Here is a 20,898-nt window from a genome sequence, read left to right on the forward strand (position 1 = left end):
GCCGACGCGATGACGGTATTCGACCTGAACCGCGGCGCGATCGCGCCGGTCGCCGACGAAGTCGACGTCGTCGACCTGCGTGTGACGGGCGCCATTCCGCGCGAACTCGACGGCACGTTGCTGCGCAACGGCCCGAACCCGCCGGGCGGCCGCTTCGACGGCAACGACATGCTGTCGTGGTGGCCGGAGGCCGCGATGCTGCATGCGATCGCGTTCGACGACGGCCGCGCGGCCGGCTACCGGAACCGCTGGGCGCGCACGCGGCGCTGGGCCGCCGTCCATGCACCGGGGCAGGCGCCGCATCTGCCCGACACCAATCCGAACGTGAGCGTGCTGCAGCATGCGGGCGAATTGCTCGCGCTGGCCGAGGGCGGCGCGCCGCTCGCGATCACCGCCGCGCTCGATTCGTTCGGCGTGTCGACGCGGCACGCGGGCTTCGACGGCGCGATGACCGCGCATCCGAAGGTCGATCCGGTCACCGGCGAGCTGATCCTGTTCCGCGCGGACTGGCGCGCACCGTGGCTGCGCTACGGCGTCGCGGATGCGCTCGGCGTGCCGCGCGTCGATTTCGAGATCGAGCTGAGCGCGCCGTCGATGATGCACGACCTCGCGATCACCGAAACCCGCAGCCTGCTGCTCGACCTGAACGTCGGCTACGACTTCTCGCTGCTGAAGCAGGGCCACCGGATGCCGCTGCGCTGGCACGACGACCGGCCCGCGCGCATCGGCGTGTTGCCGCGTCACGGCGGCGACGTGCGCTGGTTCGGCGTCGAGCCGTGCTTCATCCAGCACGTCGTGAACGCGTACGACTGCGACGCGTCGTGCATCGTGCTCGACGCGGTGCGCTATCCGTCGTTCCTGCGGCTCGACGCGCGCACGGGCCGCTTCGCCGACAACCCGGTCGGCGAGCTGTGGCGGTACGTGATCGACACCGCGAACGGGCTGATCGACGAAGGGCCGCTCGCCGACGGCGGCATCGAGCTGCCGCGCATCAACGAAAGCCGGACCGGGCGCGGCTACCGCTATCTGTATGCGGTCGAGCAGCCGAATAACGCGGAAATGCGCGGCGTGATGCGCTTCGACCACGCGCGCGGCACGACCACGCACTACGCGGTGCCGGCCGGCGACCAGAACGGCGAGCCGGTGTTCGTGCCGCGTCCGGGCGGCGCCGACGAGGACGACGGCTGGCTGCTGGTGATGGTCTACCGCGCGGCGACGGACACGAGCGACGTCGTGATCCTCGATGCGCGCGCGATCGACGCGGGGCCGGTCGCGACCGTGCACCTGCCGCGCCGCGTGCCGGCCGGGTTCCACGGCGCGTGGGTGCCGCGCGAACGTTGAACGTGCGCGTCGGCGGCGCGCGTCACTGCGCGCGCAGCGCGTCGACGATCTTCAGTCGTGCGGCGCGCATCGCCGGCAGGAACCCGCCGACGAGCCCCATCACGAGCGAGAACACGAGCGTCTTCACGACGATCGCGGGCGTCAGCACGAAGCGGAACGACAGGTCCGAGAAGGTCTGGAAATTGGTCGTCGAGAACGACGCGAACTGCATCAGCGACGCGCACGCGAGCCCCGCGACGCCGCCGACGAAGCCGAGCAGCAACGCCTCCAGCAGGAACGCGGCGAGCACGTTGGTGCGCTTGAAGCCGAGCGCGCGCAGCGTGCCGATCTCGGCCACGCGGTTCGCGACCGACGCATACATCGTGATCATCGCGCCGATCATCGCGGCGATCGAGAAGATCGTCGACAGCGTGATGCCGAGGATGTTGATGAACGTCGACAGCGCCTTCGACTGGTCGCCGTAGAAGGTCTGCTCGCGCTTCGCCTCGTCGGTCAGGCGCGGATCGACGTCGATGTCGGCCTTGAAGCGCGCGAAGCCGTCGGCGCTCGGGATGCGCAGCACCATCGACGAATAGCTGGTGCGCCGGAACGACTGCATCAGCTGGTCGACGTCGCCCCAGATCTCCGAATCGAAGCCGCTGCCGCCCGCGTCCAAGATGCCGACGATGGTCCAGTCGCGCTGCGCGAAGTGCAGGCTGTCGCCGAGCCGCGTGCCGCTGAAGCCTTTCGCGATCGCGCTGCCGACGACGATCTCCGACGAGCCCGGCGCGAACGGGCGGCCGGCCACGAGCGTCACGTGCGGCCGCAGCGCGAGGCCCGCCGGCGACACGCCGCGGATCACGACGTTCGACGGCTTGCCGGTCGACGTCTTCACGAGCGAGATCAGCACCACGGCCTCCTTCGACACGAGCGGCCGGCCGTCGGGGCCGAGCGCGACGGCCGGATGCATCTCGAGCGCATTGGCCTGCTGATGGTCGATCGAACTCTGGATCTCGGTCTCGGCGCCCTTGCGGATCACCACCGCGTTGTCGGGTTCGCCGGTCGATACGAGTGTCTTCGTGAGCCCCGCATCGAGCATCTGCACCGTCGCGAACACGAAGATCACGAGCGCCATGCCACCGGCGGTCAACGCGGTGGTGAGCCGCCGGGTCCACAGGTTGCGTGCGATGTAGGTGAGCGGGATCGCCATGCGCGTCTCTATCCGATCGCCCGCAGGCCTTCGACCACGCGCACGCGCGCCGCCTGCCACGCCGGCACGATTGCCGCAGCGAAGCCGACCGCGACCGAGCACGCGGCCTGCAGCACGACCGTCTCGGTCGACACCTTGAATACCGGGAAAATGCCGCCCGCCGCCTGCTTGAACAGGTTCGCGGCGGGCGGCGTCGCGAGCATCCCGAGCCCGCCGCCGACCACCGCGATCACGACCGATTCGCCGAACACGATCAGCGCGAGGAACCCGGGGCCGAAGCCGAGCGCCTTCAGCGTCGCGTATTCGGCCGTGCGCTCGCGCGCGCTCATCGCCATCGCGTTGGCCATCACGGCCATGATGATCAGGATCACCACGTACGACACGAGGCGGATCGCCGCGATGATCTGGTTCGACATCGCGACGAAGCCGAGCTGGAACGCCTGCTCGGTCTCGGTCAGCGTTTCGGCGAGCGAGTTCTTGAACACCGCGTCGACGTTGCGCGCGATCGACGCGCCGTCGTCGGGGTTCGCGACGCCGAGCACGAACACGCCGACCTGGTCGGCCTGCTTCGGCGTGCGCTTGCGCACCGTCTCGTTCAGGTAATCCCAGTGGAACACCAGTTGACGCGTGATCGTCGAGTCGTCGCGGCCGTCGAGAATCCCGCGCACGACGAAGTCCCACGTGCCCGGATAGATCGTGCCTTTCAGCGGAATCACGTCGCCAACCTTGAAGCCGAACTGCGTCGCGAGCTGGCGGCCGACGAGGCAGCCGCGGCGGTCGCGATCGTAGTCGGCGCGCTGCTGCGCCGGCAGGATGAATTCCGGATACAGGTCGAGATAGTTCTCCGACACCGCGAAGCTCGCGAAGAAGTTCTTCGGGTCGCGGTAGATGCCGCCGAACCAGTTCGAGCGGACCACGGCCGTCACGCCGTCAACGCCGCGGATCCGGTTCTCGTAGCTCACCGGCAGCGGAAATACCAGCGAGATCGCGTTGCGCGTGACGAGCCGGCCGCTGGACGCGGCCGCCGCGCCCGCGTACCACGCATCGACGACGGTGTGCAGCAGCCCGAACGCGAGCACGGCGATCGTGAGCCCGAGCACGGTCAGCAGCGTGCGCAGCCGGTGCCGCAGCGCGTTGCGCGCGATCAGCTTCAGCACGTACATCGCGCGCGCTCGCGTCGATCAGGCCGCGTGCCCATCGATCAGCTCCCCCTTTTCCAGATGGACGAGCGAGCGCGCGGCGCCGGCCGCGTGCGCGTCGTGCGTCACCATGATGATCGTCTTGCCGAGCTCGGCGTTCATCCGCTGCAGCATCGCGAGCACGTCGGTGGCCGATGCGCGGTCGAGGTCGCCGGTCGGCTCGTCGGCGACGATCAGCACCGGATCGGTGATCAGCGCGCGCGCGATCGCGACGCGCTGCTGCTGGCCGCCCGACAGCTCCGACGGGTAATGGCTCGTGCGATCGCCGAGATTCACCATGTCGAGCACGAGCTCGACGCGTTCGCGCCGCTCGCGGCGCGACAGGTGCGTGAGCATCAGCGGCAGCTCGACGTTCTCGAACGCGGTGAGCACGGGCATCAGGTTGTAGAACTGGAAGATGAAGCCGACGTTCGCCGCGCGCCATTCGGCCAGTTGCGCCTCGGCGAGTTGCGAGATGTCGAGGCCGCCGACGCGCAGTTCCCCGCTGTCGGGCCGGTCGATGCCGGCCACGAGATTCAGCAGCGTGCTCTTGCCGGAGCCCGACGGCCCCATCAGCGCGACGAAGTCGCCTTCGCCGATGTCGAGCGTGATGTCGGTCAGCACGGGCACGATCTGGTTGCCGCGCCGGTACGACTTCGCGACGTGGCTGAGCTCGACGAGGGGTGGCCGGGCGTCGTTCACGCGCTACTTCTTCGCGACGGTCACTTTCGCGCCGTCCTTCAGTTTCGCGCCCGGCGCGAGCACGACCGTGTCGCCGGGTTTCACGCCGCGCACGGCGACCAGCTCGCCGATCCGCGCGCCCTTCGTCACGGCCACCGCATGCACGGCGTCGTCCTTCACGACGAACACGACCGGCCGGCCGTCGCGCTCCACGACCGCGCTCGCCTGCACGGCCGTCACCGGCTGCCGGTCCTGCGCGGTCGCCGGCTTCGACAGGAACGCGATCTTCGCGCTCATGTCGGGCAGCACGCGCTCGTCGCGGTCGACGAAGCGCACCTTCACGAGTACGGTGGCCTTCGAGCGGTCGACGGTCGGCACGATGCGCGACACGCGGCCCGCGAAGCGCATGTCGGGCAGCGCGTCGAGCTGGATCTCGCACGGCTGCTCGGCGCGGATCTTCGCGATGTTCGATTCGGCGACGTCGGCCTCGACCTCGAGCGTCTCCATGTCGGCGATCGTCACGACCGCACCCTTGCTGTCCGACGCGGACGAGAACGGCGTGATGTTGTCGCCGACGTTCGCATGCTTCGCGAGCACGATGCCGTCGAACGGCGCGCGGATCACCGTCTGGTCGACCGCCACCTGCGCGGCCTGCGCGTTCGCTTCGGCCGACACGATCGCGGCCTGGTCGCTGTTGAGCGTCGCGCGCGCCTTGTTCACGCGCGCCGTGTCGGTGTCGAGCTGCGCGGCCGGCACGGCGCCCTTCGGCGCGAGCGCGGCGGTGCGGCGCAGCGCGATCTCCGCATCCTTGAGTTCCGCCTGCGCGACGCCGAGGTTCGCACGGGACACCTGCACCTGCGCACGCGCCTGGGCGAGCGACGCTTGCACGTCGTTGCTTTCGAGACGCGCGATGATCTGGTCCTGCTTCACGCGCGTGCCTTCGAGCACGCCGAGCCACTCGACGCGCCCCTGGCCCTTCGACGCGACCGCGGCCTTGCGCTGCGGCACGACGTAGCCGGTCGCATTGAGCTGCGTATCGTTCTGGTACGGGTAGGCGGACGTGACGGACGTGGTGTCGACGGTCGGCCGGCCGGTGAGCGCGAGGCCGGCGACGATCGCGACGACGACGAGCGCGGCGGCGACCGCATAGCGCCCCCAGCGGCGCCGGCGCGGCACCGGGGCGATCGGACGCCGGTCGATTTTCAGTTTGTCCAGATTGTGATCGGGCAATTTGAGCGCCTCGAGACGGCGGCGGTCGTGCGACCGGCCGCGATCCGGTTTCCGGGGAAAGGGACGGATGGACGCCAGTATAAGCGTCGCTCCGGCGCCGCGCGAGCCGGTTTGCGGCGCCGTGCGGCGGCGGCCCGTCCGGCCCGCTGGCGCCGGCCGACGCGCCCGCCCCCGGGGAAACCCGAGGATGCAAGCAACGTGTCAACTTGCCGCGAATGCGGTGCGTTATGGAACCAGTGCGTCAGGTTTTGTCGCGACGGAACGGCGAAAGCCGGCCTCGCGGCCTGGGGCTCCGGTGCGAATGCCTCGCATCTTTACTTACCGGTACGTTTGATTTTTTCTCCGCTAAAGGAAGAACAATGAAGAAGACGCTCGCTTCGATCATCGCCGCAGCATTCGCACTCGCATCGGTTTCGGCATTCGCACAGGCGTCCGCGCCGGCAGCCGACACGTCGGCTGCCGCATCGGCACCGGCCAAGAAGGATCACAGCAAGCCGAAGCACCAACTGAAGCACCACGGCTCGAAGAAGGGCCAGGCGAAGGCTGCAGCCGCATCGGCCGCCGGCACGAACGACGCAGGCACGCAGAACTAAGCGGTTCCGCCGCCACGGCCGGCGTTGCCGGTCATCGGTCGGCCAACCCCGCATGCTCCGGCATGCGGGGTTTTGTTTTTTCAGGCGCCGAATGCGCACCGCGCCCGGCCGGCGGCAGGCGCTGCAGCGCGCCGGCATCTGTGTTTAACTCGCGGCTTCACGGAGCGAAGGAGCGAGACATGGATCTCGGGTTTATCGGGCTGGGCGAAATGGGGCAGGCGATCGCGACGAACCTGCTGAAGGCGGGCCACACGGTGCGGGTCTGGAACCGGTCGCGCGAGCGGGCCGAGCCGCTCGCGGCATTCGGCGCGCAGATCGTCGACACGCCGGCCGACGCGTTTCGCGGCGACGCGGTGTTCTCGATGCTCGGCGACGATGCGGCCGCGCGCGCGGTGTTCGACGATGCGCTGCTGGCCCAGGCGCCGCGCGGGCTGATCCACGTGAACATGGCGACGGTGTCGGTCGCGCTCGCCGAATCGCTCGCGCACGCGCATGCGTCGCGCGGCATCGACTATGTCGCCGCGCCGGTGATGGGGCGGCCCGACGTCGCGGCCGCCGCGCGCCTGACCATCATGGCCGGCGGCCCGGCCGAGGCGATCGACCGCGTGCAGCCGCTGTTCGACGCGATCGGCCAGAAGACCTGGCGCTTCGGCTCGCTGCCGCAGCACGCGAACGTCGCGAAGATCGCCGCGAACTTCACGCTCGCGTCGGCGATCGAGACGCTCGGCGAGGCGTCCGCGCTGCTCGGCGCGCACGGCGTCGCGATGCGCGATTTCCTCGACGTAATCACCAGCAGCGTGTTTCCGGGGCCCGTCTACGAAGGCTACGGCGCGATGATCGCCGAGCGGCGCTACGAGCCCGCGCGCTTCAAGGCGCGGCTCGGGCTGAAGGACGTCCGGCTCGCGCTGGAGGCCGGCGATGCGACGTCGGTGCCGCTGCCGGTGGCGAGCGTCGTGCGCGACAGCCTGCTCGATGCGCTCGCGCACGGCGGCGGCGACCAGGATTTCGCGGTGCTCGGCGAGGCCGCGCTGCGCCGCGCGGGCCGCTGACACGCGACAGAAGCGCGGTGCGCACGGCATAATCGACAGTCCGTTTTCCCTACATTCATTTCAGGCAGAGGCAGTCATGAACTTGCATACGTGGTGGCTTTTCGTGGCGACGGTGTTCGTCGTGTCGGCGATTCCGGGCCCGAACATGCTGCTCGTGATGACGCACGGCGCGCGCCACGGGCTGCGGCGCTCGTCCGCGACGATGGCCGGCTGCCTGAGCGCGCTGGTGCTGATGCTCGCGGTCTCCGCGGCCGGGCTCGGCGCGGTGCTCGAAGCATGGCCGGCGACGTTCGATGCGTTGCGCTTCGCGGGCGCCGCCTATCTGATCTATCTCGGCGTGAAGGCGTGGCGCGCGCGCGTGGACGACGCGCCGGCGGCCGACGTCGATGCGGTGTCGTCGCAAGCGGCCTCGACATCGCGCGTCGCGCTGTTCCGCAACGGCTTCCTGGTCGCGGGCAGCAACCCGAAGGCGATCCTGTTCGCGGCCGCGCTGCTGCCGCAGTTCATCAACGCGGCCGAGCCGACGCTGCCGCAGTTCGGCATCCTCGTCGTCACGTTCGCGGTGATCGAGGTGAGCTGGTATCTCGTCTACGCGGCGTTCGGCACGCGCATCGGCGCCACGCTGAAGAGCCAGAGCGTCGCGAAGGTGTTCAACCGGCTGACGGGCGGGCTGTTCGTCGGCTTCGGCGCGATGATGGCGCTGGTCCGTCACTGATTCCCGGCCGACCCCGGCGTACCGAATGCCCCATCTCTCGCAAGAGGGTGGGGCGTTCGGCTTTTGGGCGCCGCTTCACCGGTGAGTGCTCACGCACGCGACCGATCCAGCGCCGCCGCGCCGGGCCCGCGTCCGGTCGCCAGCCCGAACACGGTCGCCGCGCCGGCGAACGCGAATCCGACGCCACACACCGCGCTCCAGCCGCCCCATGCCCACGCGCTGCCCGCGAGCGCCGCGCCGAGCGCGCCGCCGACGAAGAACAGCCCGACGAACAGCCCGTTCAGGCGTCCGCGCGCGGCCGGGTTCAGCAGGTTGATCGCGCGGCGACCGATCGTCTGATCGACGATCACGCCCGCATCCAGCAGCGCCGCGCCGCCGGCCAGCAGCGCGAGCGCGACGCCGCGATGCGCGTGCGCATCGAAGCCGAACCAGCCTGCGCCGGCGATGCCGAGCACGACGAGCGCCGCGAGCATCGTGCCGTGCGCGAGCCGTTGCGCGGCCGGGCCGTGGCCGCGGTCGCCCGCGCGGCCGGCGAGCGGCGTGACGATCGCGCCGCTGGCGCCGGCGAACGCGAACAGCGCAATGCCGTGCAGATCGAGCGCGAACGGCGGCTGCGCGAGCCGCAGCCCGACGGCGGTCCAGAACGCGCTGAACGCGGCCATCGCGAGCGCGGCCGACAGCGCATGCCGGCGCAGCACCGGCTCGTCGGCGAGCAGGCGTCCCATCGACGCGAGCAACGCGCAGTAGCTGGCCGTGATCGACGGCGTGCGCGCCGGCAGGCGCAGCGCGAGCACGACCGCGATCGCCGCGTTCGCGAGCGCGGCGAGCAGATAGAACGCGCGCCAGCCTGCCGACCCCGCGATCAGGCTCGCGAGCGGCCGCGACAGCAGGATCCCGAGCATCAGCCCGCTCATCACGTTGCCGACCGCGCGGCCGCGCTGTGCGTCGGGCGCCATCGACGCGGCCATCGGCACGAGCATCTGGATCACGCTCGACGCGGCGCCGGCCGCGAGCGTCGCGAGCAGGAACACGGTGCCCGACTGCGTGAAGGCGGGCAGCGCGAGCGCGGTCGCGCAGACGGCGAGCGTCGCGACGATCAAACGGCGGTTCTCGAGCAGGTCGACCAGCGGCACGAGCAACGCGAGCCCGGTCGCATAGCCGAGCTGCGGCAGCATCGCGACGAGGCCCGCGAGGCCGGGCGGCAGGTGCAGGTCCGCGCTGATCGGGCCGGTCAACGGCTGCGCGGCGAACAGGTCCATCACGATCACGCCGACCGTCGCGGCGAAGAACAGCGTCATGCCGGTGCTCAGTGCGGGCGGCGCGGGCGCGGCGACGGTCGGAGAAACGGGGGCGGAGCAACGATTGGCAGGGCAGTTCATTGCAAACCAAGAGGAGTCGAAGGAACGCCCATCGTAGGCGTCCGATCTTTATGCGACAATTGAAATATGTCTAACATGATTATGCGAGTTTGTTTTGAATACGCGTGATCTCCAGGCGTTCGTCGCGGTCGTCGACAGCGGGTCGATGGTCGCCGCGGCCGCGAAGCTCCACCTGACGCAGCCGGGCCTGACGCGGCGCGTGCAGAACCTCGAAACGCTGCTTGGTGTGCCGTTGCTCGAACGGCAGAGCAAGCCGCTGAAGCCGACCGCCGCCGGGCGCGACGTCTACGCGCTCGCGCGCAACGTGCTCGGCGCGGTCGACGAACTGATGGCGGCGGGCACACCGGACAGCGAGCCGTCGGGCGAGCTGCGCATCGGCGTGCCGCCGTTTCTGTCCGAACTCGCGCTGGAGCGGCCGATCGACCGGCTGCGCGACGCGTTTCCGCGCCTCACGCTGCGCGTGACGGCCGGCTGGTCGCCCGCGCTGGTGCAGGGCATCGAGCGCGGCGCGCTCGACGTCGCGACCGTGATGGTGCCCGCGAGCGCGGCGCTGCCGGACGCATTGACGGCGACGCTGCTCGCCACGCAGCCGACGGTGCTCGTGGCCGCACGCGATTTCCCGCTGCCGGACGGCCCGCTGTCGCTCGACACGCTGTCGGGCTTTCCGTGGGTACTGAGCCAGGACGGCTGTGGGATGCGTTCGGCGCTGAGCCGCGCGCTCGGCGCGGCCGGGCTGCCGTTCGACGTCGCGGTCGAGGCATTCGGCTCGGAACTGCAGTTGTCGCTCGTCGCGCGCGGCGCCGGCATCGGCATCGCGCCGCCGAACGCGGTGGCGCGCAGCGCGCATCGCGATGCGCTGAGGGTGGTGGAAACGGCGGGGCTGGAAACGCGGATCAACGTATGGATCGTGCACGGCACGCTGCCGGGCCGCCTCATGCGGCCGGTCGCGCTGCTGCGCGACGCACTGGGCGAGGTGCTGGAGCGGGAGAGCGGAAAGGGGTCAGGCGCCGTGACGGAGAAGTAGAGGCCGCGTTCGAGGGAAAATCCTTATTTTCTCTACGGAAATGTTGCATTGCGGAAACCGATTCGATATGATTGCACCTGTCTCCTCCATGTCTCCTCTGATATGGATTCAGCCCGCCGATCAGGCGGGCTTTTTTTTGCCTGCGATTGAGTCGCAGCGCTCCATTTCCATTCGCCGACGGCTGCCGCGCTCAGAACTTGTATGTCATCCCGACGTAGCTGATGATCGGGTCCGCCTTCAGGTCCGATTTCGACTCGGCGAGCACCGAGCCGTCCGCCGCCTTGATCGTCACCGTCGACGTCGTCTTCAGCGGGATGTAGGTCACCGACGCGACCAGCCCGAAGTGTTCCGTCAGGTTGTACTGCAGGCCCGCGTTGAACACCGGCTGCCACGACGACGATGCCTTCGCCTCCACCGACGTCGTACCCGGCTTGCCCGCGCCCGCCGCGAGGATCGCGCCGAGGTTGTCCTGCGTCTGCTTGATGAAGTTCGTATTGAGCTGCAGGTCGCTGAACCAGTTGTACGACACGCCGAGGCCGAGGAACGGGCGGAACTTCGCGGTCGCCTGCCCGAAGTAGTACTGCAGGATCACCGCCGGGCTCCACTGCCGTACGCTCTTCACGATCGGATTGACCGAGGCCAGCCCGATGTTCTGCGTGCCGAGCGCGCCGGCCGGCCCCGGCGGCTTGATCGTGCCCTGGCCCGACACCTTGAACACCGGCGGCACGCCGGCCACCGACGTGACCGCGATATGGTCGGTCAGGAAGTGGCTGACCGTCAGGCCGACGGTGTCGGCGCCGCTCGTGTGCAGCCCGGTGCCGGCCGACGTGAACGACGGCGGCAGCCGCAGCGGCGTGTTGATCGGCGTCGGCGCGACGTTGGTCGTCATCGGCGTGCTGCTCTGCTGCGGCATGATGTGGAACCAGCCCAGCGTGACGACGTTGCTGCCGGCGCTCTGCGCGTGCGCGGCGAGCGGCGCCACGGCGGCGGCGCCGGCCGCCGCGCAGAGAAGGGTTTTCTTCATCACGGCTTTCCCCTCCGCTTACTGGACGAATGCGCCGATCGTGAAATACGGCGTCGATCCCGCGTTGTCGAGGAAACCGAACACGCCGCCCGAGAAGATGAACTTGCCGGTCGGCGACGTGCTGCCCGAACCCGTATGGATCGTCGTGACCGTGCCCGGCACCTTCTGCGTGTAGTCGAGGTCGAGCACTCTCGTGAGCGACGCCTGCGACGGCTGGAACGGATCGAGCAGCGTGGCCTGCTTGTCGATCAGCGCGGTGGTCCGGTAATCGAACTGGCTGTCGACGCCGATGTATTCGCCGTTCTGCGAACCGGCCGCGACGGCCGTCTGCGGCGCGAGGATCGAGATGCTCGATTCGTCGTCGGCGGTCAGGCCCGGCACGCCGTTGCTGTCCGGCGTCGGGTTCGGGTTCGCGACCCCCGTGCGCACGAGGATCGGCACGAGCTGGTTGCGCAGCTTGCCGACGACCATGAAGCCCTTGCCCTGCGGCGTGGCCGACAGCGTCGGCTTCAGCTGGCTCGCGTAGTTGTTCGACTGGAACGCGCCGCTGCCGTCGGCCGACTGCACGAAGTTCGTGCCCTGCTGCGTGCACGCGCCGCCGGCGAACTGGCCGGTCGTGTCGCACTTGGTCCACGTGCCGTCCGCGTTGATCGTCACTTTCGCGTCGATCGACGCCGGCGCGAATTTCTGCGACGGCACTTCGCCGAAGCCGATGTGGCTGTACGTACCCGCGACCTTCGTGATGTCGGTTTCGATCGACGAGAAGCCGATGAACGGGTAGTACGGGAATTTCGTGTCGGGCACCGCGGCCTGGCCGAGCACGCCGTCGAACTGGATCTCCTTGCCGGGAATCGTGCCGCCCGCGACGCCGAAGCCGACGAAGATGCGCGCCGGACGCGACGCATCGAGGCTCGCGCCGTTCAGGCGGAACGCGCACTGGTTCAGCTTGTTGGTCGGCAGCAGCGTTTCCTGCGTGAGCGTGCCGCTGTCGACGGTGCCCGCGCGGGTCGGCGTGACGGTGCCGGTCTTTTGCGGCACCGCCGATTCGACATAGGTGACCTGCCAGGTCATCTTGGTCGTGTCGAGCTGGACCTTCGCGAGTTCGCCGCTGCCCGCGCCGCCCGTAAACACGGTGTTGTAGTCGAGCGTGGCAGGGCAAAGCCGCTCTTCGACGAGCGGCGGCGGGTTGTCGCTGCCGCCGCCGCAGGCGGAAAGAAGGGGGCCGGCAAAGGCCGCCGCCAGAATGAGGTTGCGCTTCATGTTGCTCCTCCAGATTTGTCTTGTGCGGCGGCCAGCTCCCTGTCGGCCGCTTCTGTTGGTCGTGCTCGTCTTGTTGGCGCCGTGCCGGGCGCCTTCGTGCCTTCCCTGCGTCACGCGGCGGCAGGCCGGCCGCCGCGCCCCCGATCGCTACTTGCTGATCTGCGCGCCCACGCCGAAGTACGGGGTCGACGACGTCGTCGAATTCGCCGACGTCGACGTGACGCCGCCGTTCACCGTGCCCTGGATCAGCGCCGCGTACAGCCCGCCCGTCGCGATCACCACGCCCGATGCGGACGGGTAGCTCGCGCCGCTCGGCGGGGCGGTTTTCGCGTTCAGCAGGCCCGGTGTCGTCTGGCCGTAGTCGAGCGTGAAGCCGTCTTCCTCGGCCTGCGTGGACGGGTTGATGAACGACGCGTTGCCGCCGCGGATCAGCGCGGCCGTGTACTTGAAGTTCGAGTCCGCGCCCGCGTAGCCGCCATCGATCGCGCCCGACGTGATCGCCGTCGCCGCGCCGAGCACCGCGATGCCCGATTCGTCGTCGACCTGCGCATCGAGGTGCAGTGGCGGCGTGCCGAGGTTCACGTTGCCCGTGCGCACGATCACCGGCACCGTCGCGCCGTTGAGCTGGCCGATCACCAGGTGCGCGGTGGCCGACTTGCCGGTCGCGCCGACGATCGGCAGTTGCGTCTGCGGCAGCGTCTGCGGCGCCTTGGCGCTGTCGAAGTAGCCGCCGTTCGCGCTCGTTTTCCACGGATCGCCGGTCGTCTGGCAGCCACCCGACCCGCTCGACGTGCACGCGCCGTTCGCGTCGAACGTCTCGCTCGAGGTCGAGCCCTTCGTCGCGTAGTTGCCCGACGGCACGAGGTGGTAGAGCAGCGCGTTGTATGTGCCCGGCAGTTTTGACAGATCGGTCGTCGTGTTTGCGAAGCCGAGGAACGGATAGAAGTCGAAGTGACGGTTCGGCACCTGGCCGACGTTCTGCACGACGCCCGGGATGATCGTCAGCCCGTCGTACTGGATCGTGGCGCCCGGAATGCCGCCGCCCGCGACGCCCATGCCGACCAGCAGCATCGGCGGGTTCGCCTGGTTGAAGTCGGCGGCCGTCGAATAGGTCGAGCCATCCGGCGCGGGGCCGGTGCCCGGCGTGAGGACGAACGCGCAGCGCGTCTGCTCGGCGGTCGGCAGCGTGCCGGTCGGCGGATGGATGACCTTGCCGGTGATCGTCGTGCCGACGCGGCTCGGCGTGACGGTGCCCGTCTTCAGCGGAATCGGCGATTCGAGCCACTTGAGCGTGTACGTCATCGCGACCGCGTCGATGTTGACGCTGACGATCTCGCCGCTACCCGCGCCGCCGAGATACGTGCTCTTCACGATATCCGCGTTGGCCGGGCACAGTGCGCCGTTGATCGGTTGCGAAGGCGGCTGCCCTTGCGTGCCGCAGCTCGAGCCGGAACATTGGGGCGCGTTGATCGGCGCGAGCGCGCCGCCTGAGTCCCCCCCACCACATGCAACCAGGAAAGGGGCAATGGCAAAGGCCGTTGCCACCCCCTTCGATAAGGTGTGCGACATGCCGCTGTCTCCAATCGTTTAATTGTGCGAGCTAATGTCGCTGCCTGTGTTTTTGCTGTCAATTGATGAACCCGTCTAAAAAAGGCGATTGAAACGGGATCTGCGAATTGAATGCTTGCCCAATAAGGCAAACGGTAAGAATTTAAACGCGGAACGGGCTACCGAAAGCTGCCGGAGTGGGGAATGCGCGACGCCCGGCACGCTCTCGCAGCACCTTCTGGCGTATAACGGCAGCGTTTAAATCAACGGGTATCCGGTTTATCCCTATTCGGGATTGACTGGATAAGGAAGGGGCGAATTAATCCACTTGTAATCGCGCAATGGAAAGCTTGTAAATATTTGTAAATGCGCGGCGCGGTGTTTTTATATATTGCCTGATACGGGTAAATAAAAAGCCGGCCAACGGCCGGCTTTGCATGGCATGCGATGTTGAATCAGCGTTTGAGACCCGCGTCCTCGGCCGCGCCGATGTTGAGGTTCATGCACTGGATCGCGGCGCCCGACGCGCCCTTGCCGAGGTTGTCGAGGCGCGCGACCGTGACGAAGCGCTCCGCGTTGCCGAACACGAACAGGTCGACGCGGTTCGTGTCGTTGTTCGCCTGCACGTCGAAGAAGCCGCCGTCGAGGTTCGCGTCCGCATCGAACGGCGCGACGCGCACGAACGCTTCGTCCGCGTAGTACTCGGCGAACACGCGCTGCACGTCCTGCGGCGTCGCGCGCTTCGCGAGCTGCTCGGGCGTGAAGTAGGTCGTCACCGCGAGGCCCTTCAGGAACGGGCCGACGATCGGCGTGAAGATCGGTGCGTGCGCGAGGCCCGTGTGCGCGGCCATTTCCGGCAGGTGCTTGTGCGCGAGGCCGAGCGCGTACGGGCGCGGGCTCGCGAGCTTGCCGCCCGGCGCGGCGCTTTCGTACTCGGCGATCATCGACTTGCCGCCGCCGCTGTAGCCGGTGATCGAGTAGCTGTGCGCGGCGAACGTCGGCGCGACGATGCCCGCATCGACGAGCGGCCGCATCGCGAGCACGAACGCCGACGCGTGGCAGCCGGGCACCGCGATGCGCTTCGACGTGCGAATCTTCTCGCGCTGCGCGCGGGTCAGCTCGGGCAGGCCGTACGCCCAGTCGGCGCTGGTGCGGAACGCGGTGCTCGCGTCGATCAGCGTGGTGTTCGGATTCTCGACGAGCGACGCGGATTCGCGCGACGCGACGTCCGGCAGGCACAGGAACGTGACGTCCGACGCGTTGATCAGGCGGCGGCGCTCGTCGACGTCCTTGCGCTTCGCTTCCTCGATGCGCAGGATCTCGATGTCGCTGCGTGCCGACAGATATTCGAAGATCTTGAGGCCCGTCGTGCCTTCCTGGCCGTCGACAAAAACTTTGGTGCTCATTTCGCTCTCACTGAATGAAACGGGAGCCGCGGCGCCCTGAAACCGCCATTTTAAGACGTCATCCGGCGGCACTGCAGCGCGCGGGGCGAAAAAAGACGGCCGGCGGGCCGTCTTCGCGTCCATCTTCGTGTCCCTTTGACGCCCGCCGGCACGCGCGCGGGCCAGGGAACGCGCGCGCTCAGCGGGCGCCGGCGTCCCAGCGGGCGGTCGCTTCGGCGACGCGCCGGCCGAATGCCTTGCCGGTCTCGAGGTCGCCCGGCAGCGGCCCTTCGTCGGGCGTCGCATCGGCCGGCGACTGCGCGAGCAGGCCCGTCGAGCCGCCGAGATAGTTGATGTCGTTGCGCGTGGCCGCCTTCGAGTTCGCCGGCATCAGGCTCGTGCCGACCCACACCATCCCATGCTGCATCGCCAGCGTGACGAAATATTGAATCGTCGAGAACTTGTCGCCGTTCATCGTCGCGGAGTTCGTGAAGCCCGCGGCGATTTTGTCCTTCCATTTCTGCGTGAACCACGCTTTCGACGTGGCATCGGCGAATTGCTTGAACTGCGCGGACGGGCCGCCCATGTAGGTCGGCGCGCCGAAGACGATCGCGTCCGCCGCGTCGAGCGCGGCCCAGCCTGCGTCGTCGAGGTCGCCGACGGCGATCAGGCGCACGGTCGCGCCGGCGTCCTGCGCGCCGGCGTGCACGGCTTCGGCCAGTTTCTGCGTGTGACCGTAGCCGCTGTGATAGACGATGACGATGTTCGACATGAAGCGTTCTCCGGAAAGGGACGGGAACGGCGGGCCGCCGGCTCGCCGCGTCACGCGTCGCCGGCAGGCGGCGCGACGGTCGCGCGGCAGGGGATGCCGCGACCGGTGACGACGAGTCTAGCAAGCCGAAATGACGAGACAACGTGCGCGTGCGGCGCACCGAAATTCGCGGCGGTCTGCAATCGCGGCGCCACTGCCAGGCGAGACGCCGTGCGGCTACTGGCCGTAAGTGACCGTGAGTTGCGCGGTGCCGATCGCGAGCGTGCCGATCTCGTGCTCGAACATCGGCGCGGGGCGACCCTGCGAAATGCGCAGGTCGGTGCCTTTGAGCGCGTAGACGGTGATCACGTAGCGATGCGGCTTGCCGGGCGGCGGGCACGGGCCGCCGTAGCCGTCGATCCCGTAGTCGTTGCGTGCCTCGCTCGCGCCGATGCGGCGCAGGAAGCCGGATGCGCTCGCGTCGGCCGGCAGGCTCGTGACGGTCGCCGGAATGCCCGCGACGGCCCAGTGCCACCAGCCATGCCCGGGCGCATCGGGATCGAAGACCGTGACAGCGTAGCCGCGCGTGCCGGGCGGCGGGTTGCGCCACGCGAGTTGCGGCGAGCGGTTCGCGCCCTTGCAGTCGCCGCGGTCGAACACGTTCGCGGCCCGCACGCGGGCGCCGGGCGTCAGGTCGTCGCTCGTCACGGTGAACGGGCCTTCCGCATGCGCGGGCAGCGCCGCGAAAACGGCAGCGCACAGGAGGGCGGGGAGGCGGAACGCAGACGGGCGGCCCGATGGCGCAGGCGGAGTGATCCGGCGATCCACACGCATATGGCGTTTCTCCCGTCACGTGGGCCGGGCCGCGGCGCCCGGCATTGTTGGCGTTGTGTGTTGCCCGCGCCGCTGAGGGCGGCGATGGGTCAAGTCTAGCATTAGGGTTCGATGAGCGACGCACACCGGCGCCCGCGATCGCGATCGGTCAGCGCGCTAGTCGGCAGACGAAAAAAAACCGCCTGCGATGAAGCAGGCGGCTTTTCAGCCAGTGTGCCGGCGCGTGCGCCGGCGTGGCGTCATTCCTTCGGGGCCGTCGCGCCGCCGTGCGCGGCCGACCATTCGGCCGGTGCGTGCAGGAATTTCTCGACTTCGTCGAGCGTCTTCGTCTCGAAGTAGCCCGACGCCTTCGCGACGCGCAGCACGTCCCACCACGTGGCGAGCGCGTGCAGGTCGACGTCGATGTCCTTCAGGACCGACACGCTTTCCTTGAAGATGTCGTAGTGGAACAGCACGAAGCAGTGGTTCACCGTCGCGCCCGCGGTGCGCAGCGCGTTGACGAAGTTGATCTTGCTGCGGCTGTCGGTCGTCAGGTCTTCCACCAGCAGCACGCGCGAGCCTTCCTCGAGATGGCCTTCGATCTGCGCGTTGCGGCCGAAACCCTTCGGCTTTTTGCGCACGTACTGCATCGGCACCATCATCCGGTCCGCGATCCATGCCGCGAACGGGATGCCGGCCGTCTCGCCGCCCGCCACCGCGTCGATCTGCTCGAAGCCGATGTCGCGCGTGATCGTCGTTTCCGCCATTTCCATCAGCGCACGGCGCACGCGCGGATACGAGATCAGCTTGCGGCAGTCGATATAGACGGGGCTTGCCCAGCCGGACGTGAAGATGAACGGTTTTTCGGCATTGAAGTGCACCGCCTGCACTTCGAGCAGGATTTTGGCGGTCGTATCCGAGATCGACTGACGATCGTAGCCTGTCATGGGCATTCCTTGGGTGATGAGCGAGGAGCGGGCGCGGGCCCGATGGCGCAGCAAGGGGAACCTGCCCGAAGGGCCGGGGCGCGATTGGCGGACCAATCGCATCGCTGCGCGCGTAGCCCGCTATTTTACCCGATTCAGGCCGGTTTTCGGCGGAATTCGCGCGCGCCGCCGCGCCGCTCGCCACCGGCGAAACAAACGGGGCACGACCAGTCCGACACGGACGCCGGGGATGCGGCGGTGCACCAACGGAGGTCATTTAGGGGGTGTACACTAGGCGACCCTAAGAAATCGTTCAGTACTTTGTACTTTCCTCTTGCCACCCGCCAAGGTTCGTTGGCGTGCCCATCCGGCGCGTCGCGGGCCGTCTCGCAGTCGACCATCCCCTCGATTCAGGCAGACGCGGCCGAAGGTGCTGTGTACTGAGTCGTCAATATTTCGCATGTCTCTCGCAGGTCAATCATGGACGAACAACTGAAGCAGGCCGCTCTCGCTTATCACCTGAACCCGAAACCCGGCAAGATTTCGGTCACCCCGACCAAGCCGCTGTCGAACCAGCTCGATCTGTCGCTCGCGTATTCGCCGGGCGTCGCCGCCGCGTGCGAGGCGATCCACGCCGATCCGCTCGACGCGCAGAAGTACACGTCGCGCGGCAACCTCGTCGGCGTCATCACGAACGGCACGGCCGTGCTCGGCCTCGGCAACATCGGCCCGCTCGCCGCGAAGCCGGTGATGGAAGGCAAGGGCTGCCTCTTCAAGAAATTCGCGGGCATCGACGTGTTCGACATCGAACTCTCGGAGTCCGACCCCGACAAGCTCGTCGAGGCGATCGCGATGCTCGAGCCGACGCTCGGCGGCATCAACCTCGAGGACATCAAGGCGCCGGAGTGCTTCTACATCGAGCAGAAACTGCGCGAGCGCATGAAGATCCCCGTCTTCCACGACGACCAGCACGGCACCGCGATCATCGCATCGGCCGCGATCCTGAACGGCCTGAAGGTCGTCGGCAAGAAGCTGTCGGAAGTGAAGCTCGTGTGTTCGGGCGCCGGCGCGGCCGCGATCGCGTGTCTGGACCTGCTGGTGAACCTCGGCCTCACGAAGACGAACATCCTCGTCGCCGATTCGAAGGGCGTGATCTACGAAGGGCGCGGCAACCTCGATCCGTCGAAGCAGCGCTATGCGGCGAACACTGACGCGCGCTCGCTCGCCGATGCGATCGTCGGCGCCGACGTGTTTCTCGGCTGCTCGAGCGCGGGCGTGCTGAAGCAGGACATGGTCAAGACGATGGGCGAGCGCCCGCTGATCCTGGCGCTCGCGAACCCGGAACCGGAAATCCGCCCGGAAGACGCGAAGGCCGTGCGCCCGGACGCGATCGTCGCGACCGGCCGTTCGGACTACCCGAACCAGGTCAACAACGTGCTGTGCTTCCCGTTCATCTTCCGCGGCGCGCTCGACGTCGGCGCGACGACGATCACGGAAGAAATGAAGCTCGCGTGCGTGCGCGCGATCGCCGAGCTGGCGCAGGAAACCGACCAGAGCGAGGAGGTCGCGAAGGCGTATGAAGGCCATTCGCTGGAATTCGGGCCGGAATACCTGATTCCGAAGCCGTTCGACCCGCGCCTGATCATCAAGATCGCGCCGGCCGTGGCGCAAGCCGCGATGGATTCGGGCGTCGCCACGCGCCCGATCCAGGACATGGACGCGTACCGCGAACAGCTCGGCGCGACCGTCTACCGCACCGGCATGGTGATGCGTCCGGTGTTCGCGACCGCGAAGCAGAAGGAGGCCCGCATCGTTTTCGCCGAAGGCGAGGATGAGCGCGTGCTGCGCGCCGCGCAGTTCGTGCTGCTGGAAAAGATCGCGAAGCCGATCATCATCGGCCGTCCGTCGGTCGTCGACATGCGCCTCGCGAAGATCGGCTCGAAGCTGAAGGCCGGCACCGATTTCGAAATCGTCGATCCGGAAGACGATGCGCGCTACCACCGCTACTGGCAGGCGTATCAGGAGATCGGCGCGCGCGACGGCGTGACGCCGGAAGTCGCGAAGGCCGCGATGCGCAAGTTCAACACGCTGATCGGCGCGATGCTCGTGCACCTGGGCGATGCGGACGGGATGGTCTGCGGGATGATCGATACGTTCCACAGCCACCTGAAGTTCATCGAGCAGGTGCTGGGCCGCGCGAAGGGCGCCGAGCACTTCGCCGCGATGAACCTGCTGATGCTGCCGGGCCGCAACCTGTTCGTGTGCGACACGTACGTGAACGAGTTGCCGAGCGCCGACCAGCTCGCCGACATGACGATCCAGGCCGCGGCCGAGATCGAGCGCTTCGGCATCACGCCGAAGGCCGCGCTGCTGTCGAACTCGAACTTCGGCAGTGCGCCGTCGGCGTCGTCGCGCCGGATGGCCGAGGCCCGCAAGCTGATCGTCGAACGTGCGCCGAACCTCGAAGTCGACGGTGAAATGCACGGCGACGCGGCGCTGTCGGAACTGATCCGCAAGCAGGCGTTCCCGGGCACGACGCTGTCGGGCGAGGCGAACCTGCTGATCATGCCGAACGTCGAAGCGGCGAACATCGCGTACAACCTGCTGAAGATGGTCGGCGGCGAAGGCGTGACGGTCGGCCCGTTCCTGCTCGGCGCGGCCAAGCCGGTCCACATCCTGACGCCGGCCGCGACCGTGCGCCGGATCATCAACATGACGGCCGTTGCCGCCGCGAACGTGAACACGAAGTAAGTCCACGCTCGCGTGTGCCGCGCGTCACGCGCGGCACAATGAAAAACGCCACGGAACCTGC

18 protein-coding genes are annotated in these 20,898 nt (G+C 68.3%); 6 read left to right on the forward strand and 12 right to left on the reverse strand.

The window, feature by feature from the left end:
* The first annotated feature begins 9 nt into the window (after positions 1-9).
* Positions 10-1,341, forward strand: a complete 1,332-nt coding sequence (locus JYG37_RS03390) for a carotenoid oxygenase family protein (RefSeq protein WP_213345884.1) — start codon at positions 10-12, stop codon at positions 1,339-1,341.
* A gap of 22 nt (positions 1,342-1,363) precedes the next feature.
* Here JYG37_RS03390 and JYG37_RS03395 read toward each other — a convergent pair whose 3' ends face one another.
* The 4 genes from JYG37_RS03395 to JYG37_RS03410 are packed head-to-tail and all read right to left on the reverse strand — an operon-like array spanning position 1,364 to position 5,619.
* Positions 1,364-2,530: an ABC transporter permease gene (locus JYG37_RS03395; protein WP_213345885.1), complete on the reverse strand. Its 1,167-nt coding sequence runs from the start codon at positions 2,528-2,530 to the stop codon at positions 1,364-1,366.
* Positions 2,531-2,538: 8 nt separating this feature from the next.
* Positions 2,539-3,693, reverse strand: a complete 1,155-nt coding sequence (locus JYG37_RS03400; protein WP_050011848.1) for an ABC transporter permease — start codon at positions 3,691-3,693, stop codon at positions 2,539-2,541.
* 18 nt (positions 3,694-3,711) lie between these two features.
* Entirely contained in the window at positions 3,712-4,410 is a 699-nt protein-coding gene (locus JYG37_RS03405; protein ID WP_050011849.1) for an ABC transporter ATP-binding protein, read from the reverse strand.
* 3 nt (positions 4,411-4,413) lie between these two features.
* A complete protein-coding gene (locus tag JYG37_RS03410) occupies positions 4,414-5,619 on the reverse strand; it encodes an efflux RND transporter periplasmic adaptor subunit (RefSeq protein WP_204383556.1) in 1,206 nt (401 codons plus the stop codon).
* Positions 5,620-5,978: 359 nt separating this feature from the next.
* Between JYG37_RS03410 and JYG37_RS03415 the strand changes: the two genes are divergently transcribed.
* The 3 genes from JYG37_RS03415 (at position 5,979) to JYG37_RS03425 (ending at position 7,976) form a co-directional block, all read left to right on the forward strand.
* Entirely contained in the window at positions 5,979-6,212 is a 234-nt protein-coding gene (locus JYG37_RS03415) for a hypothetical protein (RefSeq protein WP_012327737.1), read from the forward strand.
* 62 nt (positions 6,213-6,274) lie between these two features.
* Positions 6,275-7,261, forward strand: a complete 987-nt coding sequence (locus JYG37_RS03420; RefSeq protein ID WP_280920983.1) for an NAD(P)-dependent oxidoreductase — start codon at positions 6,275-6,277, stop codon at positions 7,259-7,261.
* Between the two features lie 76 nt (positions 7,262-7,337).
* Positions 7,338-7,976, forward strand: coding sequence for a LysE family translocator (locus JYG37_RS03425; protein WP_050011852.1), 639 nt, complete (start codon positions 7,338-7,340; stop codon positions 7,974-7,976).
* Positions 7,977-8,065: 89 nt separating this feature from the next.
* On the opposite strand, the gene JYG37_RS03430 is transcribed toward JYG37_RS03425, so the two are convergent.
* Entirely contained in the window at positions 8,066-9,355 is a 1,290-nt protein-coding gene (locus tag JYG37_RS03430) for an MFS transporter (RefSeq protein ID WP_213345886.1), read from the reverse strand.
* A 94-nt stretch (positions 9,356-9,449) separates the two neighbouring features.
* Here JYG37_RS03430 and JYG37_RS03435 point away from each other — a divergent pair, with 94 nt between their 5' ends.
* Positions 9,450-10,379 carry a LysR family transcriptional regulator gene (locus tag JYG37_RS03435; RefSeq protein WP_213345887.1) on the forward strand — a complete coding sequence of 310 codons (930 nt, stop codon included), beginning with the start codon at positions 9,450-9,452 and terminating at the stop codon, positions 10,377-10,379.
* 190 nt (positions 10,380-10,569) lie between these two features.
* On the opposite strand, the gene JYG37_RS03440 is transcribed toward JYG37_RS03435, so the two are convergent.
* The 7 genes from JYG37_RS03440 to JYG37_RS03470 form a co-directional block, all read right to left on the reverse strand.
* Entirely contained in the window at positions 10,570-11,403 is an 834-nt protein-coding gene (locus JYG37_RS03440; RefSeq protein WP_089488059.1) for an OmpW/AlkL family protein, read from the reverse strand.
* An 18-nt stretch (positions 11,404-11,421) separates the two neighbouring features.
* Positions 11,422-12,663, reverse strand: coding sequence for a DUF2957 domain-containing protein (locus JYG37_RS03445; RefSeq protein WP_213345888.1), 1,242 nt, complete (start codon positions 12,661-12,663; stop codon positions 11,422-11,424).
* A 147-nt stretch (positions 12,664-12,810) separates the two neighbouring features.
* Complete coding sequence (locus tag JYG37_RS03450; RefSeq protein WP_124631743.1) at positions 12,811-14,232, reverse strand: DUF2957 domain-containing protein; 1,422 nt, start codon at positions 14,230-14,232, stop codon at positions 12,811-12,813.
* 434 nt (positions 14,233-14,666) lie between these two features.
* Positions 14,667-15,617, reverse strand: coding sequence for an N-acetyl-gamma-glutamyl-phosphate reductase (gene argC, locus JYG37_RS03455; protein ID WP_089466425.1), 951 nt, complete (start codon positions 15,615-15,617; stop codon positions 14,667-14,669).
* Positions 15,618-15,795: 178 nt separating this feature from the next.
* The gene (locus JYG37_RS03460) at positions 15,796-16,368 is read right to left on the reverse strand and encodes a flavodoxin family protein (RefSeq protein ID WP_050011859.1); all 573 of its coding nucleotides are present in this window, start codon (positions 16,366-16,368) and stop codon (positions 15,796-15,798) included.
* A 216-nt stretch (positions 16,369-16,584) separates the two neighbouring features.
* Positions 16,585-17,181, reverse strand: a complete 597-nt coding sequence (locus JYG37_RS03465) for a YbhB/YbcL family Raf kinase inhibitor-like protein (protein WP_050011860.1) — start codon at positions 17,179-17,181, stop codon at positions 16,585-16,587.
* Between the two features lie 239 nt (positions 17,182-17,420).
* Positions 17,421-18,107, reverse strand: coding sequence for an orotate phosphoribosyltransferase (locus JYG37_RS03470; protein ID WP_011546659.1), 687 nt, complete (start codon positions 18,105-18,107; stop codon positions 17,421-17,423).
* A 459-nt stretch (positions 18,108-18,566) separates the two neighbouring features.
* Here JYG37_RS03470 and JYG37_RS03475 point away from each other — a divergent pair, with 459 nt between their 5' ends.
* Positions 18,567-20,837, forward strand: a complete 2,271-nt coding sequence (locus JYG37_RS03475; protein ID WP_050011862.1) for an NADP-dependent malic enzyme — start codon at positions 18,567-18,569, stop codon at positions 20,835-20,837.
* The last annotated feature ends 61 nt before the right edge of the window (positions 20,838-20,898 follow it).

The organism is Burkholderia sp. LAS2, assembly GCF_018417615.1.
GTDB lineage: Bacteria > Pseudomonadota > Gammaproteobacteria > Burkholderiales > Burkholderiaceae > Burkholderia > Burkholderia sola.

What these genes read in the sequence shown, in the direction of transcription:
- JYG37_RS03425 (WP_050011852.1), top strand. Translation starts at nt 7,338, where the DNA reads ATGAACTTGCATACGTGGTGGCTTTTCGTGGCGACGGTGTTCGTCGTG.
- argC (WP_089466425.1), bottom strand. Translation starts at nt 15,617, where the DNA reads ATGAGCACCAAAGTTTTTGTCGACGGCCAGGAAGGCACGACGGGCCTC.
- JYG37_RS03440 (WP_089488059.1), bottom strand. Translation starts at nt 11,403, where the DNA reads ATGAAGAAAACCCTTCTCTGCGCGGCGGCCGGCGCCGCCGCCGTGGCG.
- JYG37_RS03390 (WP_213345884.1), top strand. Translation starts at nt 10, where the DNA reads ATGACGGTATTCGACCTGAACCGCGGCGCGATCGCGCCGGTCGCCGAC.
- JYG37_RS03450 (WP_124631743.1), bottom strand. Translation starts at nt 14,232, where the DNA reads ATGTCGCACACCTTATCGAAGGGGGTGGCAACGGCCTTTGCCATTGCC.
- JYG37_RS03430 (WP_213345886.1), bottom strand. Translation starts at nt 9,355, where the DNA reads ATGAACTGCCCTGCCAATCGTTGCTCCGCCCCCGTTTCTCCGACCGTC.
- JYG37_RS03400 (WP_050011848.1), bottom strand. Translation starts at nt 3,693, where the DNA reads ATGTACGTGCTGAAGCTGATCGCGCGCAACGCGCTGCGGCACCGGCTG.
- JYG37_RS03475 (WP_050011862.1), top strand. Translation starts at nt 18,567, where the DNA reads ATGGACGAACAACTGAAGCAGGCCGCTCTCGCTTATCACCTGAACCCG.
- JYG37_RS03420 (WP_280920983.1), top strand. Translation starts at nt 6,275, where the DNA reads ATGCGGGGTTTTGTTTTTTCAGGCGCCGAATGCGCACCGCGCCCGGCC.
- JYG37_RS03470 (WP_011546659.1), bottom strand. Translation starts at nt 18,107, where the DNA reads ATGACAGGCTACGATCGTCAGTCGATCTCGGATACGACCGCCAAAATC.
- JYG37_RS03460 (WP_050011859.1), bottom strand. Translation starts at nt 16,368, where the DNA reads ATGTCGAACATCGTCATCGTCTATCACAGCGGCTACGGTCACACGCAG.
- JYG37_RS03445 (WP_213345888.1), bottom strand. Translation starts at nt 12,663, where the DNA reads ATGAAGCGCAACCTCATTCTGGCGGCGGCCTTTGCCGGCCCCCTTCTT.
- JYG37_RS03465 (WP_050011860.1), bottom strand. Translation starts at nt 17,181, where the DNA reads ATGCGTGTGGATCGCCGGATCACTCCGCCTGCGCCATCGGGCCGCCCG.
- JYG37_RS03395 (WP_213345885.1), bottom strand. Translation starts at nt 2,530, where the DNA reads ATGGCGATCCCGCTCACCTACATCGCACGCAACCTGTGGACCCGGCGG.
- JYG37_RS03415 (WP_012327737.1), top strand. Translation starts at nt 5,979, where the DNA reads ATGAAGAAGACGCTCGCTTCGATCATCGCCGCAGCATTCGCACTCGCA.